Origin of the sequence: Sphingobacterium sp. xlx-130 (assembly GCF_011007405.1) — a bacterium.
In the GTDB taxonomy this organism is placed as follows: domain Bacteria; phylum Bacteroidota; class Bacteroidia; order Sphingobacteriales; family Sphingobacteriaceae; genus Sphingobacterium; species Sphingobacterium luzhongxinii.
In genome coordinates this window covers 428,700-445,256 of the sequence record NZ_WFKN01000004.1, presented here as the reverse complement: position 1 = coordinate 445,256, position 16,557 = coordinate 428,700, and the positions used below count along the sequence as shown (strand labels likewise).

10 protein-coding genes are annotated in these 16,557 nt (G+C 39.9%); 4 read left to right on the top strand and 6 right to left on the bottom strand.

The genetic code is table 11. The annotated features are described in order from the left end of the window. Positions 1-127: 127 nt before the first annotated feature. The 4 genes from G7B18_RS08025 (at position 128) to G7B18_RS08010 (ending at position 8,443) form a co-directional block, all read left to right on the top strand. Positions 128-3,589, top strand: coding sequence for a SusC/RagA family TonB-linked outer membrane protein (locus tag G7B18_RS08025; RefSeq protein ID WP_164108700.1), 3,462 nt, complete (start codon positions 128-130; stop codon positions 3,587-3,589). An 18-nt stretch (positions 3,590-3,607) separates the two neighbouring features. Continuing rightward, positions 3,608-5,395: a RagB/SusD family nutrient uptake outer membrane protein gene (locus G7B18_RS08020; RefSeq protein ID WP_164108701.1), complete on the top strand. Its 1,788-nt coding sequence runs from the start codon at positions 3,608-3,610 to the stop codon at positions 5,393-5,395. Between the two features lie 63 nt (positions 5,396-5,458). Then, positions 5,459-6,850: a sulfatase gene (locus G7B18_RS08015; RefSeq protein ID WP_164108702.1), complete on the top strand. Its 1,392-nt coding sequence runs from the start codon at positions 5,459-5,461 to the stop codon at positions 6,848-6,850. Positions 6,851-7,030: 180 nt separating this feature from the next. Next, positions 7,031-8,443 (top strand): arylsulfatase, encoded by a 1,413-nt coding sequence (locus G7B18_RS08010; protein ID WP_164108703.1) that lies wholly within the window; start codon positions 7,031-7,033, stop codon positions 8,441-8,443. A gap of 34 nt (positions 8,444-8,477) precedes the next feature. Here the strand turns inward: G7B18_RS08010 and G7B18_RS08005 are convergent, their stop codons facing one another. From G7B18_RS08005 to G7B18_RS07980, 6 genes are all read right to left on the bottom strand, one after another. Next, a complete protein-coding gene (locus tag G7B18_RS08005) occupies positions 8,478-9,191 on the bottom strand; it encodes an AAA family ATPase (RefSeq protein ID WP_164108704.1) in 714 nt (237 codons plus the stop codon). A gap of 136 nt (positions 9,192-9,327) precedes the next feature. After that, entirely contained in the window at positions 9,328-10,476 is a 1,149-nt protein-coding gene (locus G7B18_RS08000) for a peroxiredoxin family protein (protein ID WP_164108705.1), read from the bottom strand. A 2-nt stretch (positions 10,477-10,478) separates the two neighbouring features. Continuing rightward, positions 10,479-11,675 (bottom strand): thioredoxin family protein, encoded by a 1,197-nt coding sequence (locus tag G7B18_RS07995; RefSeq protein ID WP_164108706.1) that lies wholly within the window; start codon positions 11,673-11,675, stop codon positions 10,479-10,481. Positions 11,676-11,696: 21 nt separating this feature from the next. Then, positions 11,697-12,893 carry a thioredoxin family protein gene (locus G7B18_RS07990; RefSeq protein ID WP_164108707.1) on the bottom strand — a complete coding sequence of 399 codons (1,197 nt, stop codon included), beginning with the start codon at positions 12,891-12,893 and terminating at the stop codon, positions 11,697-11,699. A gap of 191 nt (positions 12,894-13,084) precedes the next feature. Next, entirely contained in the window at positions 13,085-14,869 is a 1,785-nt protein-coding gene (locus G7B18_RS07985) for an alpha/beta hydrolase family esterase (protein WP_164108708.1), read from the bottom strand. Between the two features lie 20 nt (positions 14,870-14,889). After that, positions 14,890-16,542, bottom strand: a complete 1,653-nt coding sequence (locus G7B18_RS07980; protein ID WP_164108709.1) for a PKD-like family lipoprotein — start codon at positions 16,540-16,542, stop codon at positions 14,890-14,892. Positions 16,543-16,557 lie beyond the last annotated feature (15 nt).

The following is a 16,557-nucleotide window of genomic DNA, read 5'->3' as shown; positions in this document are numbered from 1 at the left end:
AGTAAATCCTGATACTAAATAAAGGATACATCAAAGATGTACCCTTTATACATAAGATTAATCAATTAACAAGTACCCCGCCCTGAGAAAGTAAGGTACTTTATTAAAAATCAATCAAATCAAAATTATGAAAATTAATTTACATGCCAACAATGCGCGTGTGCAGATTCCCTTATCTTTAAAGATTCTACTAATGATTAAGTCAATCATTTGCTTATTGTTCATTTTTTCGGCTCCTGTTTTGGCAAATAACTCCATTGCACAAGAACGCGTTACATTGCGCCTTTTTGACAGTGACCTTAAAGGGGTAATCAAGTCGATCGAAAAGCAAACCAAGGTAAAATTCATCTATCTGGACGGCCTCTTACTGGATGGAGAAGTAGGTAATATTAATGTAGCCAACCAGCCTTGGACACAAGTGCTTCTCCCCTTGTTAAACAAAGCAGGGCTATCTCTAAAGAAACTGGAAGATAGCAGAATCGTCATCACACCCATGGAAAGAAAACCTCAAGGACAAACTGTAAAAGGTATCGTCGTTGACAATACAGGAACACCATTATCAGGAGTTTCCATTATTGAGAAAGGATCTAACAACGGAACGAGTACCAACGAGAATGGAAAGTTTGAACTGACTGTAAGTAAAAACGAAACCATACTTATCGTGAGCTATATAGGCTATCAGAATCAGGAAATCACCAGTGCAGGTAAGGAAATGCGTATTGTGATGCAAGAGGACATTTCTTCCTTGGACGAAGTTGTGGTCGTCGGATATGGTACGCAAAGGAAAGCTAATCTGACGGGAGCTGTTTCTTCGGTAGATATGGACAAGGTCCTTGGCGATAGACCTGTAAGCAGTGCTTCTCAAGCACTACAAGGAGCTATGCCAGGTATGCAAGTCACTTTTGGGAGTGGTAGACCAGGGCAAGGAACCGCATTAAATATTAGGGGTGTAACCTCTATTAACGGCGGTGAACCGCTGGTATTGGTAGACAATGTACCGATGAATATCGATGATGTAAATCCAAAAGATATTCAGAACGTAACCATCTTAAAGGACGCTGCTGCTGCTTCCATTTATGGTGCAAGAGCGGCTTATGGTGTAATACTAGTTACCACAAAAAAAGCAGGAAAAAACCAACCGACCCGATTTAACTATTCGAGCAATTTGACCTCGTCTAAGGCAACTACACTGCCAGAGAAAGCAAGTCCTTTACAATTTGTACAGGGCTTGAAAGATTTTGGGAACACGACGAACTGGACGGGGCAAAACGTGGACACTTGGTTAAACTTATTAAAGGAATATGAAGCGGACCCCGCAAAATATCCAGATGGGATCACCACGGTGGGTAATACAAAATATCCATTAAAAACTCATGATCTCTATAATGAGGTATTCACAACGGGCTTTGAACAGCTTCACAACCTATCATTTAGCGGCGGTAGTGAAAAGATAGCCTATCGACTGTCTGGAATGTATGCCGACGAGGATGGGATCATGACAACCAGCAACGATAAATACAAGAGGTACAACCTAAATGCATACGTCACTACGGAACTGGCAAAAAATCTAAATGTAAGTGCCAATATACTCTACAAGAACGATAAACGAACAACTCCGATGAATATGAATGAGATGTTTTATCGTGCGATTACCTTTAGTTCTTACTTAGACCCGGGATATGCGGAGGCTATGGATGGCACGATGATACCTTATGGAACGCCAAACAATTACTTAAAATATGAACAACCCGAACAGGATTATAACGATGACTTGCGTCTTTTTGGTAAAGCTGAATATAACCTCTTAAAAGGACTAAAAGTTACTGCGGAGTACACATTCAACAAAAAGAATGAGAACAACAAGTACTTCCAAACTAAAAACAAGTATATGAACCCGAACAACTACACGGAAGAATACTTGTTCAACAATCAATTCTATAGGAGAAGAAATCGTATAACGAACTATAATGCTGTAAATCTCTATGCCAACTACACACATAGTGTGGGCAATCATAATCTCAAGTATTTATTGGGAACCAACTATGAGAAGAGTCATTTTGAAAGCTTTACCGCAACAAGATATGATATTCTAAGCCCTACGTCGCCATCATTAGGAACCAGTAGTGGTACACAAAACGTGGCAGACTCTTTTGGTCAATATGCGGTATTGGGCTATTTTGGACGTATCAACTATGACTATAAAAACAAATATCTACTTGAAGTAAACGGACGTTTTGATGGATCATCTCGTTTCTTAGAAGGGTCTAGATTTGGATTCTTTCCATCGGTATCTGCGGGATGGAACGTGACCGAAGAAGATTTTATGTCTTCATTTCGTAATTGGGTACCCTTGTTAAAATTAAGAGGATCGTTCGGAGAGATAGGAAATCAGGTCGTGTATAATACGGACAAAACGTTAAATTATTTCCCTGTAAATCCAGAAATGGCAACTACTAATGCAGGATGGATCAATCCAGAGACAGGAATCCGCTACTTGACGATCAACCGCCCAGACTTAGTATCTTCAACTTTTACATGGGAAAAAGTAAGAACATTAAATCTGGGTGCGGATCTAGGATTATTCAACAATAAACTAACGACAAGTTTCGATTGGTTCAGAAGACAAACCATAGGAATGTTATATCCTGGAGCAGATTTACCTGCTGTACTGGGATCAACCCCTCCTTACCAGAATATAACAGATCTAGAGTCTAAAGGTTGGGAATGGGAATTGACCTGGAAAGATAAAATCAATGCCTTTACTTATTCATTTGGTTTCAACTTGTCCGACAACAAAGGAACCATCACAAAAATCAATAACGCAGCAGGTACAATTGGCAGTTATTATAAAGGCTACCAAATGGGCGAGATATGGGGCTATGTGACAGACCGCTACTACACGGTTGATGATTTTGAGCCAGGTTCACTAAAAGCTGATCTTACTGGAGGAAAACTAAAACCTGGTATTCCTTCTTTCAATGGCGTGGCACAAAATCCAGGCGATGTACTATACAAAGATCTAAATGGTGACGGTATTCTATTTTCTGGAAACGGAACTATAAGTAATCCTGGGGACATGCAGATCATCGGTAATAACCGAAGACGCTACCAATTCGGTATTAACGGTAATTTCAGTTACAAGAACATAGACTTATCCATCTTCTTACAGGGTGTAGGAAAAAGAGATCTTTGGATGAGTAATCCTGTTATCTGGCCATTCACCAATGAATTTGCAACACTATATGAACACACTTTGGACTACTGGACTCCTGAAAATCAGGACGCTTATTATGGCCGTGTATATGCTAACGGAGGACTGAACTCCGGAGCAAATCGTCGCGTACAAACCAAATATCTACAAGATGGTTCATATCTGCGGGTTCGTAATGTTACACTGGGATATAATCTAGGAAAAGAGCTGTTAAAAACCAAAAAGATTGAAAACATCCGTCTTTATTTTACAGGAGAGAATCTGTTCTTGTTTGATAAACTTCCTCAGGGGATAGAGGCCGACGCTGAGAATATTAATTCAGGAGGGATCTATCCTTACCTAAAGAAATTCAGTGCTGGTATTAATATTAATTTCTAACCCTTTATTCTTACTACGATGAAAATAATAAAATCATTCTTACATATATCTCTTGCAGCTGCCATCGGTTTTTCAAGCGTGAGCTGCTCTAATCTTTTGGATCTAAGTCCAGAAGGATCATTGGTCGAGAAAACGACATTTACTTCTTATAACAACTTCATTACCTACGCCTGGCAATTTTACGACGTATTTCCGGGGTATTCCAGTAGTGTTCCCGACTCAGAAATAAATGGGGATTTATTTGCCAAGGCAAGCACAAATGCTACATCGGACTGGTTATGGAATCGCGTGGTTACCCCAGGATCGTCGAATGATTATAAAGTGCCCTATGAAAAAATCAGGTCTATTAATATCCTATTGGACAATATTGAAACTTCAACTTTTCTTACCGATGTAGAGAAGAAACATATCAGAAGCTTAGGCTTTTTTTTCAAAGCCTACAATTATATGGATCTGCTTAACAAATATGGTGGTGTCATATGGGTAGAAAATGCTGTTGATGACGGTGATACGGATGTCCTATATGGTACACCTTCATCCAGAGACGAAATCGCTCAAAAAATCGCAGATATGCTCAGCTATGCCGAGCAAAACATAAAAACAAATGGTGACGGCAAAAACACCATAACGAAGGCTGTTGTAAGAGCGCTTATTTCACGATTTGGTTTACGGGAAGGAACTTGGCGTAAATATCATGGCTTAAATGACGCTAACAAGTACCTTCAGCTGTCAATGGATGCATCGAAGGCTTTAGTGACCGAAATTCCGAACCTTCATGCAGACTATGACGAACTGTTCAACAGTGAATCTCTCGCCAATAACCAAGAAGTATTGCTTTACAAGCAATATGAGGTCAATCAAATCACGCATTCCTTATCGTCTCTGGCGAGAAACTCATCCGGACGCTGGGATCTGACCAAAGCTGCTGCAGATCTATACCTTATGAAGGATGGACAAACCCGTTGGACAAGTCCTACATTTGATGGAGATAAAACCCCCAACAGTGAATTTAGAAATCGTGATATTAGGTTATATTATACCGTACCGCCACCATTCAAAGTTACTGTAGCGCATCCAAGCTATGCTTGGGCACATACAGGAGTGGCTACGGATAGAGAGTATATCGACCTCATGAATACCTTATCAGTGGCTACAAGAAAAACACTGCCTACATTAAATTGGCAGGGATTGGTTTTGAGACAGGAGCCTCATTATGCGGATTATACAAATGGACAACCCTTTAATGTGACATTCACCGGATATCGTTTTTACAAATTCAGCAATAAGATCAAAATGCTACAGAATGAAGATGTCAACGATGCGCCAATCTTTAGAATGGGGGAAGTATTTGTCAACTATGCAGAAGCAGCTTATGAACTGGGGCAGATAAGTCAGGATATCATCAATCAGACCGTCAATAAACTTAGGAATCGAGGAAAAGTAGCAGCGCTACAGATAAGCACTATACCGACGGATCCGAGCAGAGATTCAGAGGTAACTCCTTTACTATGGGAAATACGTCGTGAACGCGCGGTAGAGTTAATGGGTGAAGGTTTCCGTTTTGATGATCTGAGAAGATGGAAAAAAATGAACTATGCTGCCAAACAAAAGTTAGGAAGATACTTAACCAAGGGAGTAGATGTACCCCAAGCGGCACCTATACCTATTCTAAATGGCGCTACAGCGGGATACATTGCTTACGAAGGTGAGCCCCCTGCATTTCCCGACTATTACTACTTATACCCTATACCTTCTGCCGAAATCGCAATGAACCCGAAAATACAGCAGAATCCGGAATGGAAATAATAAATGTGAGGCTGTCTAAATGATTAAATCTCATGGAGACAGCCTCTATTACTAACGTAACTTATGAAAATCTTATATATCCTCTTCCTATTAATCGTCTGTTGCATAACACAAACTGATGCACAAACGGCTCCTCCCAATATCATAGTTATATTAGTGGATGATCTCGGATACAAGGATGTAGGATTTATGGGTGGAAATTTTTATCGTACTCCTCATTTGGACGGCTTGGCAAAAGAATCTATCGTGTATGAACAGGCCTATGCCGCCGCCTCCAACTGCGCTCCTAGCCGTGCAAGTATTTTGACTGGTTTATTACCTAATAGACATGGTATATATACTGTAGGCTCTTCAGAAAGGGGCAAAACCGAAGATAGAAAATTAATTCCCATCAAGAATAACAATATACTGGATAACAATCTTCCTACTATAGCTACGCTCTTAAGCAGGAAAGGATACCAAACTGCGGCAATAGGCAAATGGCATCTCAGTGACTCTCCTCTCGACCATGGCTTTTCAAACAGTTTTGGAGGTAACCATAGCGGACATAATAAGTACTTTTCTCCTTATAAAAACACGACAATTCCCGATGGAAAAGCGGGTGAATATTTGACAGACCGAATTACGAACGAAGCCATCGATTATATCGGTCAGCAAAAAGAGACCACTCCTTTCTTTTTGTACCTTTCTTATTACGCGGTGCACACCCCTCTAGAAGCGCCTGATTCGTTGCAAAATCAGTATAAAGGTATAAAAGGAACCGGTGAGCGGGACTATCCTGTTTATGCAGCCATGATCGAATCTTTGGATCATAATATTGGCAAGCTTGTAGCTAAACTCAAACATCAAGGACTACTGGAGAATACCATCCTATGGTTTTGCTCGGACAACGGTGGTATAAATACCATCTCGCCACAACAACCTCTTCGTGCAGGTAAAGGTTCTTACTTTGAAGGTGGAGTTCGAATTCCTTTCTTTATACACTGGCCTAACCAAATTCAGCCATGTCGAGACAGCAGCACCTTAGTCAGTCATCTTGACCTGTTACCGACGATAAAGGAGATTGTAGAAGACAAATCGTCCCTATTACTAGACGGCGAATCATTATGGAACAATATACGCGGAGTAGATGATCTCCAAGATCGAGTTTTGTTCTGGCATTTCCCTATTTATCTTGAAGCCTACAACCCATCAAAGGATGATGGTCGTGATCCGAAATTCAGAACCCGTCCCGGAAGTAGCATAAGATCTAAAAACTGGAAACTCCACCATTACTATGAAGATGATGCATACCTTTTATATAATCTATCATCAGACGTTGGAGAGCGAATAAATAAAGCTTCTGAATACCCTGATATCTTGAAAAAAATGAAGTCAGAATTAAAAAAGAAAATTTTGGATACAAATGCTAAAATTCCAAGTCAACTAAATCCGAACTATAAGAACGAATTATAAAATACTCTTGTTAGCGAAGCACAAAGAACCTTGAGTATTCCATCCCGACTAGTCGGGACAAGATGATGACAGATAAAAAACAGATATACACATATGAAATACCCACGTTTAAAAAACACAAACATCGATGAAAATAATCTGGGTATTCCATATGACAGATAAAAGACAAATTATTAACATATGAAAAAAATAGGATTATTAATGATTGCCGTCTGTCTCTTAACCGGGACGTATGCGCAACAAAAACAACCTAACATTGTATTAATCATGGCTGATGACCTAGGTATTGGAGATTTAGGCTCCTATGGCCAGATTAAAATAAGCACACCTCGGATCGATGAACTGGCAAAAAAGGGAACTAGGTTTACCAATTTTTATGCCGGCACTTCTGTGTGTGCTCCTTCTAGATCGGCCTTAATGACCGGTCAACATACTGGACATACCTTCGTCAGAGGAAATAAAGAAATTGAACCCGAAGGCCAGCAACATCTCGCAGACTCGGTCATAACGATGGCCATGTCATTACAAAAGGCAGGCTACACAACAGGAGCCTTTGGTAAATGGGGACTCGGCATGGTTGGAACCAGTGGAGATCCTAACAAAAAAGGATTTAATGAATTCTATGGTTATAATTGTCAACGACAATCTCATCGGTACTACCCTACCCATCTATGGCACAATAGCAAACGTATCGAACTAGCAGGTAATGATCTTACTAGCAAAGTGCATTATGCGCCGGAACTGATACAGGAGAAAACGTTAGCATTTATTGAAACAAATAAAAACAGACCGTTCTTCTTGTTTGTTCCAACCGTACTGCCTCACGCCGAACTGGTAGGTCCGGACGATGCGTTTTACGAAAAGTACAAGAATACTTTTCCTGAAACTCCACACAAGGGTAACGATTATGGCCCCAAAGCTACGATAGCAGGTTATGCCTCTGTTGAAAAACCTCGGGCTACCTACGCTGCGATGGTAAGTAGAATGGATCATTATGTCGGCCAGATCGTGGACAAACTACGTGAACTTGACCTATTAGATAATACCATAATCATGTTTACAAGCGATAATGGGGCACACCGTGAAGGCGGGGCAGATCCTATGTTCTTTAACAGTACCGCTGGTTTACGTGGGTACAAAAGAGATCTTTATGAAGGGGGAATACGAACACCTTTCATCGTCTCTTGGCCTTCTAAAATAAAGTCGAACAAAACAGCAAATCACCCAGCTGCATTTTGGGATATTATGCCAACAATTGTCGAGTTGAGTGGAAATACGATGGACTCCTATACCGATGGAATTTCCTTCTTGCCAACGTTACTCGGTAACGGTAAACAAAAAAAACACGAATACCTGTACTGGGAATTTCATGAGGACGGCGGAAGACAAGCCGTATTGGTAGACAATTGGAAGCTAATCAAACTAAAAGCGAAAAGTAAGCAACCGGTATTCGAACTTTACAACATTAAAAAAGATCCGAAAGAAAGTCGTAATCTTATCAACCAACACCCCAAAATCACTAAGAAGCTTACTAAGCAGCTAGAAGCAGCGCATAAAGAAAGTGTTGTTTTTCCTTTGTATCAAGGGAACTAAAAAATCATTACAGCAATCTGACTTGGGCTTGGAACTAGAACTCCAGCCCCAAGTCGGATAACATTTTCTCTCTATTATTCATGAAGTACTTTGTCAAACGGAATTGCTCTGTATCTTCATAGTCCACTAGATTAATTCCTTCGGAAGAAACTTCATAAATATCTGCACCTGGGTACGCCATCAAAACCGGTGAATGTGTAGCTATTATAAATTGAGAGTTCTTCTCAACAAGTTGGTTGACGCGTCTCAACATATTCAACTGACTGACCATAGATAAAGCAGACTCTGGCTCATCGAAAATATAGAGTCCCTGACCATAAAGCCGATTTTGCATCAGCGAAAGAAAGCTTTCTCCGTGCGAACGTTCGTGTAGTGACCCGCCATAACTATCCTGTGCTTCATAATCGTCTACAGCGGTTGCTACATTATAAAAACTCTCCGCACGAAGAAAAAAACCGTCTTTATTACGATAAGCTGTACGAATAAGTTGTATATCTTCAAACAGCTCGGAATGCGAACTTTTGGTGTTAAAATTAAAATTGCGACTTCCTCCTTCCGCATTGAATCCTGCATTGATAGCAATCGCCTCCACTAAGGTTGACTTTCCTGCCCCATTTTCACCAATAATAAAAGTCACTTCCTTTCGAAAGCTTAATTCATTCAAAATGGAAATCGATGGAATATTGTAAGGATATGATGTTCGAGATTCCAAAGGCCTGTTGTTACGTACTTTACTGATATAAATCATCTTACTAAATTATAACATTTTAGTTATCGCCTAGACGCCGAACTTAAAAATTAAAAGTAACAACTTAACAACTAAGTAAACTAACAAAAGAGTCTCCAAAGCTAGATCTTTGGAGACTCTTCGTATAGACAACACCTTATAATAACTTCCCTAATAATTTGCCTAATTGATCTCCATGAAGGTTTTTAGCTACGATTTTACCCTGTGGATCGATTAAAAAGTTTTGAGGAATGGCTTGTATACCATACAATCCTACGACCTCATTTTGCCAACCGCTCAGATCACTCACATGATGCCACGGTAAGCCATCCTTTTCAATGGCTTTCACCCAATCTTCCTTCTTGCCCGGACGGTCTAATGACAGTGCTAATATCGTAAAGTTCTTATCTTTGTATTGCTGATAAGCTTTAACTAAATTTGGGTTATCAGCACGACATGGACCACACCAAGATGCCCAAAAGTCTAGCAAAACATACTGCCCTCTGAAATCGGATAGTTTGACAGGTTTACCCTCCAAATCAGGCTGCGAGAAATCAGGAGCCTCCTTACCAACCGCCAGTCGATTGGCGATATCAAGGGCCTTAGCCAATTCTTTGCCCTCCTTGCGTGATTTCAAAGAAGAATCCAACTGTTCAAAAAGCGGAGAAATATGTGCTACGTCGATACTATATCCGGCTATTTCTTTTAATGCCAACAGGCTGAAATAGGATTTCGGATTACTTTTGATATAAGCTTCCTTCGACTGACTTTTCTTATTTTGAACAGCATTGAGCTGCTGCATCACTTCTTTTAAGCCTCCTGGGTCTTTTTCTTTTTGCTGATACAATTCTGAACGCTTAGCATTCAATCTATCCGCTTCTTGATCGTAGCGCTTCATGTAATCTGCATAATGCGCAAATGCCGACTGCAGTGCGCCCCCTTTGATGGTAGCATCTGCTATCTGACTACCAAACTGAACTGTCGTAGCGCCCTGATCTACATATAGGTCAACTTTATCCCAACGACCTACACGGTTCTTGCCAAAAAATGAACCTCCTTCGGGGGCATAATACAGATTGACTAAGGTAGGCTCACTCGCCGTACCTTTATAGATCGGGTTTTTCTGGTTAAACAGCACCGAATCCAACACCAACTGTCTATCCTTAAAATAACGAACAAAAACTTTGGCCTGCTTGTTAACTTGTTCTTGCGCTATTAGCTTGATTTCAAACGGATGCTCTTGGGCGCTAAGGATTCCACCCATTAAACCCAAACAGGCTGTAACTATCGTATAAATATGCTTCATCGTTAAATACTTTTTGCTCTTTCTACCAATGCATCTGCTAATTTGATAATCTTGGATGTCTCTTGTTCGGCTAATGCTCTTGCTGCCTCTGCGGCTTTAACAGCTTCTTTTTTCTTCTTTAAACTGATACAGATATCCGCAAAAGTTCCTTGATTCGAATAGGACGCGGCATCTAATTTTACAGCTTGCTTGGCCAAAACATAACATTGATTCAAAAGTACTTTTGAGGGCTCCTTGTCCTGAACATACTTACCCGCATTACGGCGAGCGATGAAACTTAAACTCTCACCCTGATCTTTAAGAATACCTTTACGCAGTTTATTCGTCAATTGCACAAACTCTTTGTCGGTTCCATGCGCTGTAACCCAATCGATACGAAACATGGCTGCATCGATTTTGCTTTCGACCTCATCGCTTTCTTCAAAATAAGCTACGCCCTGGTCAAACTCTACTTTATTATTGTCCCGTATATACCCATACATGGAAAAGCGCAGCAGCTGCTTGTCTTTTAGATTATACTCTTGCTCTGGAACGCTACTTTTCAAGTATGCCTTATTGGCCAGGAAAAACCTTCCGTATTTATCACTGCCATTCTGCCCCAACTGCTTGATCGCTTCCCAGCCAATCTTGCTACGTAGAAAACTGTCATCAGCAATGTTATCCATTATTTTGCGCGCTTCCTGCACCCGATTTGGCTGTACAGATGCCATTACAGCGATGTAACGCAACAAAAATGCAGGGTCTTGGTCACCTGTAGCAAAACGAGCTTCTAGTGTAGGAATTTGAAAATTCTTGTCTATCGCCTGCTTGCCTTCATTCAGAAACTTTTCAACTTCCATACGGTTTCCTGTACGGTACACCAATGCACCTTCGCTGTCCAAGAACAGATAGGTCGGAAAACTACGGATACCGTACTTTTTAGCAATGTCAATTCCCTCACCGACCTCACAATCAAATTTGGTATTTATAAAGTTGGAATTATAAAAGTCTGCAACTTCTTTCTGATTGAAGACATTGCCCTCCATCCATTTACAAGGTGCACACCAAGAGGTATAGCCATCCAAAAAGATGAGCTTATTTTCCTTTTTGGCTTTCGCTTTGGCTTCCGAAAAACTGAACTTCTGGAAAGCGATATGGTCTTGGGCATGTAGACCTGAAATCCCTATTAGGAGGACTAAGCTAACTATTAATTTTTTCATGATTTTCTGTTTAGTATGTTATTATAATGCTTCTACTTTATCAAGCAGCTCTTGCGCTAATCGTTGTATTTTTGATCCTAGAGGCTCGGCCAGGACTCTTGTTTTCTTGGCCGCAGGAAGCCCCTCTTCTTTATTCTTTAATTGCAGACAGATTTGTGCAAACGTAGACTGAATACTGTATTTTTCAGGTTCCAACTCTACTGCACGCTTGGCCATTAAATATGCTTGCTTTAATACTTCTTCAGAAACTGTGGGCATATTCGTACGAAATCCTGCTGATCTCCTAGCCAAGAAACTTAAATTCTCGGCCTCATCTTTCAACTCCTTATTAAGTGCAGAACGGGTCAATTTCAAATAATCTGCTGTTCGATCGTTACTGAAATAGTATTCGGCCTCTAACATGATACCTTTCTTGTTAAGTTCGCCATTTTTTGATTTCTTGAAATAATCAAGTTTATTCATGAAGGATTGCTCATTATCTCCTCTCATAAGACCATACATAGTACTTGTAATCAAGCGTTTTTTTAACTCATAACGCTCTTCTTCGCTGCTCCAATTACTAAATGCAGCTTGATTGGCCATGTAAAAAGCACCTAACTTGTCGTTCTCATTACGAGCTAACATTTGAATAACCTTCCACCCCAACTCGGTTTTCAGCTCATCATTCGATATTTTATCTGTAATCTCTTTAGCAATCTTTTCTGCTTTCGAACGATCTGTTCTATTTAGAGCGGTATAAAAATTATATAAGAATGGTAAATCGGTCTTACCTGATATGTATTGTGTTGTCAGGTAACTGATTCGTCTTTTTGGATCGAAGGCATTTTTGCCTTCTTCCAAAAACTCTTCCATGGACATCCTACCTCCTGTACGGTGTACAACTTCTCCTTTACTATTCACAAACAGAAAAGTGGGATACGATTGTATTTTGTATTGTTTTGCTAATGCGATACCCTCTCCTTTTTCCATATCAATTTTGATATTTACAAACTGCTCATTAAAGTAATCGGCAACCGGCCCTCCGAAAAACACATTGGCATCCATCCACCGACATGGAGCGCACCAATCGGTATAACAGTCGACAAAGACCAACTTATTATCTGCTCCAGCTGCTTTAAGTGTCTCTTCCCAGGTCTTAGTTTCATTAAATTTAATACCTTCTTGTGCACTCGCACTTAAGGTTACAAAAAGAAAAAATAGGACGCTTAATTTCTTCATATGTGTATTTCTTGATGTTTATCTGTCATATGGAATACTCATTGCTGTTTGTAGTTCGTTGAAACCTTCATATTTCATATGGCAATTTGTTATTTAAAAAAGCGGCTGAAAGTAAGAATAAACTTTTTACAGCTTATTATAATTCAGACGCTTTTCTCTATAGTAATCTGATACGATATTACTCAACAAAACTAATATTTACTTACTTTTTTAATCGGTCTTGTCATAATAAAACCTGTATCATCACTTTTTGCGGCTACGACATTATAACCGTGACTAGCTGCATTATTGTTGAAATTGAATGTATAAAACTTTTTACCGCTTTCATTTATCATCGTAGATGACATCAAAGAAGAACTTGCTGCTACCACCAATTCTAACGGCGTACCATGTATCTTTAAAGCTTTATTTAATTCTATCAAATTCTCATCGATTGATTTCAACTCATCAACCGCAGGCAAGTACCAACCACTGGTCGTACCAGAACTTGCTTTATATTCGTAAGCGTAAATAAATGCACTAGTTGCAGCTGTTAACTTAGTGGTAAATGTGTTGTTCCTTGCCACCAAAGCTTGCGTATTGCTATAGCCATCTGTTTTACTTGGCGTAAAAAATGTGGTACCTACAGCTCCAAACTTCTTTGTTACCCCTTCTAAAGCAATAATTTTCGCTTCTTTGATATTAGAAGGATTTACCCAACATACTACCCCCATTGGTTTGTAATCACTGTCATAAACCAAATCACCAACTTCGTAAAATGCCTTGGGAGCTGCAAGAGAAAATGGAATTGTCAATACTGCTGAAGTGCCGTTGTAAACTGCTTTAAGCTTGATTTCTCCCTTTCTATTGACAGTACTAGCCGCAAAAAAATCATCCGGAGCTTTCACCGTCAGTTTTCCTCCTGTATAACTTACCTGCCAATCTGAAGGAGCCGATTCAATAGTCAATGAAGCTCCTTCTGTATGACGGATCTCTGAAACAAATGTCTGTCCTTCTATGGCATCAAATCGTTTCAATTGAGACGATAAATACAATCCCGAACTACCTACATTTTTTGGGTGCGACTGCATAAACTCCCACATTAAAGGCATAATTGCTGGCCAACTGATATTATGCCCCTCATCAACTATGGAGAACAGCTCAATATCGGTCTTGCCTCCACCCCAAGTTGTCTTCAGATAGGATTTGTAATTGTCTATCTTTAATGTATCGCTCAACACCGCATCGGACGGGAAATAACCTGCAACCAGGTTAGCCCAAATCTTGATATTATCCATTGCCGCCGCATGGCTTACCGTAGCATCTGTAGTACCATTAAAAGCTCTAATCGGCACTGCTCTACTTGGATAGCTTGTGTCTGCTATTTTCATTTGGCCGGCTACAGGTACTGCTGCCGCAAACACTTCCGAACGCTTGTAGGCGAGTACAAATGAGAAAATAGCTCCGCTCGAATGACCACAGGTATATACACGATTAGGATCGATCATAGGACTATGATTTTTAAAATATTCAACCATAGCGTCAACAAATGGTAAATGATATTCCGAATTTTGCCAGTTTACTGCTGAACCTGTGTCCTCACCTGCTGGAAAAACAGCAATAAAATTTTGCTTGATAGCAAGCTGCGATAAAGGGTGTGTAAGCGAGACCGACTGTATAGGGTCTTCTAAAGTACCGTAACTGCCGTGAAAATTGAACACCAATGATATCGGCTTTGTCCTATCTATAGAAACAGGCATAATGTATTTAAACCTCCGTTCAGTTTCAACACCATTATGAGTCACCATCAACTTAACAAGGTTGATACCCGGCTTTAACTCCCCCTCACTACCTCCTGGGGTAGTGCCATCAGTACTATAATCGTCAACGACTACATCTTTTTTATCCTGTGAAAGATACGCACTGGTATCCTTAGTACAAGAGGCAAAAAAGAATATTGCAGCAATTACGAGAGAAAAATATAGTTTTAATTTCATTTTATTTTCCTTTAAATTGATTAAATATTATCTAACTCGGTAACACCTCCATTAGACTTACCATCACGCCAATGCGTTTGGTATTTGATCTTAACATCTACAGGTATTCCAGCTACACCAACATATTTTTCTTTCAATGTCAAGCCTAAGCTTACTTTATCAAGGTTAAAAACCAAGATATCGCCTTTAATCTCATCACCCGCCCCCTCTGTATCAGAACCATACCTTGAAACGCCTAAGATCATTGTTTTCTCTGTACGGGATACGGTCATACTTGTAATCACAGCATTGGCATCATAACCCAATGAACTTAAGGAAATAACAGCATTCCCTTCATTTGGTGAAGTACTTGACATCACTTCTAAAATATTGTATTTGTACAATTTATTCCCCGCAGTATAAAACACATAAGGAGAAGTCTTCATGTTATAAAACTTACTGCTTGCAGTTGCTGTTCCACCACTCACCTCACCTACCAGACTATAGTTATTCCCGTTTTTTCCGATTAAAAGAAATCTAAGCGCTGAAGCTGAATTTTTTAACACCGCAAAGGATGTCCCAGATTGACTCGTAACGGATCCGTATATAAGATCATGCGCTGGGAATGCCTTTATAGCTGTTGTAGGAATGGAATAAACGGATCCATAATTGGAATATGAAAAACGGCCAAACGTCTTATCAAAGAGCATAAAGTTGCCCAAGTCATAACCATGTTGAAATAAGTTATTATCTGGCGTTGGTACCAACTTATCAAAATATCCATAAGCGGAGAAATAACCCGTTGGGCCGTACACACTTTTCTTATTGTAAGAAAAAGAGGGCGACCATACGTTTGGCGCTAATGCTGCAAAGTATAGTGATCCTCCTGAAATCAACTGAAAATAAACCTGATGTTGAAAACCTGTACCATACGCATTGGCCCGCCATATACTTGGCTCCTGATCAAAAAACTCAGGCTTGTATCCTGAAATATCTGGAGGGGGGTAAGAGGCCGTACCTGTGAAGGCCGCGCCCTCTAAATAATCTACAGGATCAGGCTGTAATGTACTCTTATCTATTAAAGCTAATTTATCGTCTGTCAAAACTAGCACTCTTCCATAGCGGTTGACAAATGGTGCATTAGCCGCAGAGGATGCCTCAGCCATGATAAATCCGAGTTTTTGTGGATTCGTACCTAGCGGCTTTTTAAAGCGAGATTCGTAATAATTTATGGCCCAGTTAGCCTTTTTATCTAAGCGTAAATAAGATAACTCTGATTTACCTTTATATTTACTCAGCACCATTATTAAGTTTCCAGCAGTGGATGAAGAAACATTGATATCAAATCGGAAGAATTTCTTCACCCCCGTAATTTTATCGGTAACTATATAACGTGATATTTTATTCCCAGGTAGCATATCTATTTTAATTGCTAACGCAGCGCTGTCAGATAAAATATTGTTATCAATCTCCCATGCATAATGAAACTTGCTTGTATCGCTGTACATCGTACCCTTGACGATAGGTGTAATCTTTAAGCTATCATCAACATCCCTAGAATAGTGTGCTTCTATACCTTCGATGCTAAGTTCATTTATATCGTGATAATCTCCTTCGCCTGTCCCCAAGTCTTTATAACAAGAACTCAAGAAACATCCTGCGAATACGATTAGTAATATATTACGTTTTTTCATTTTTACTGTTTTTGC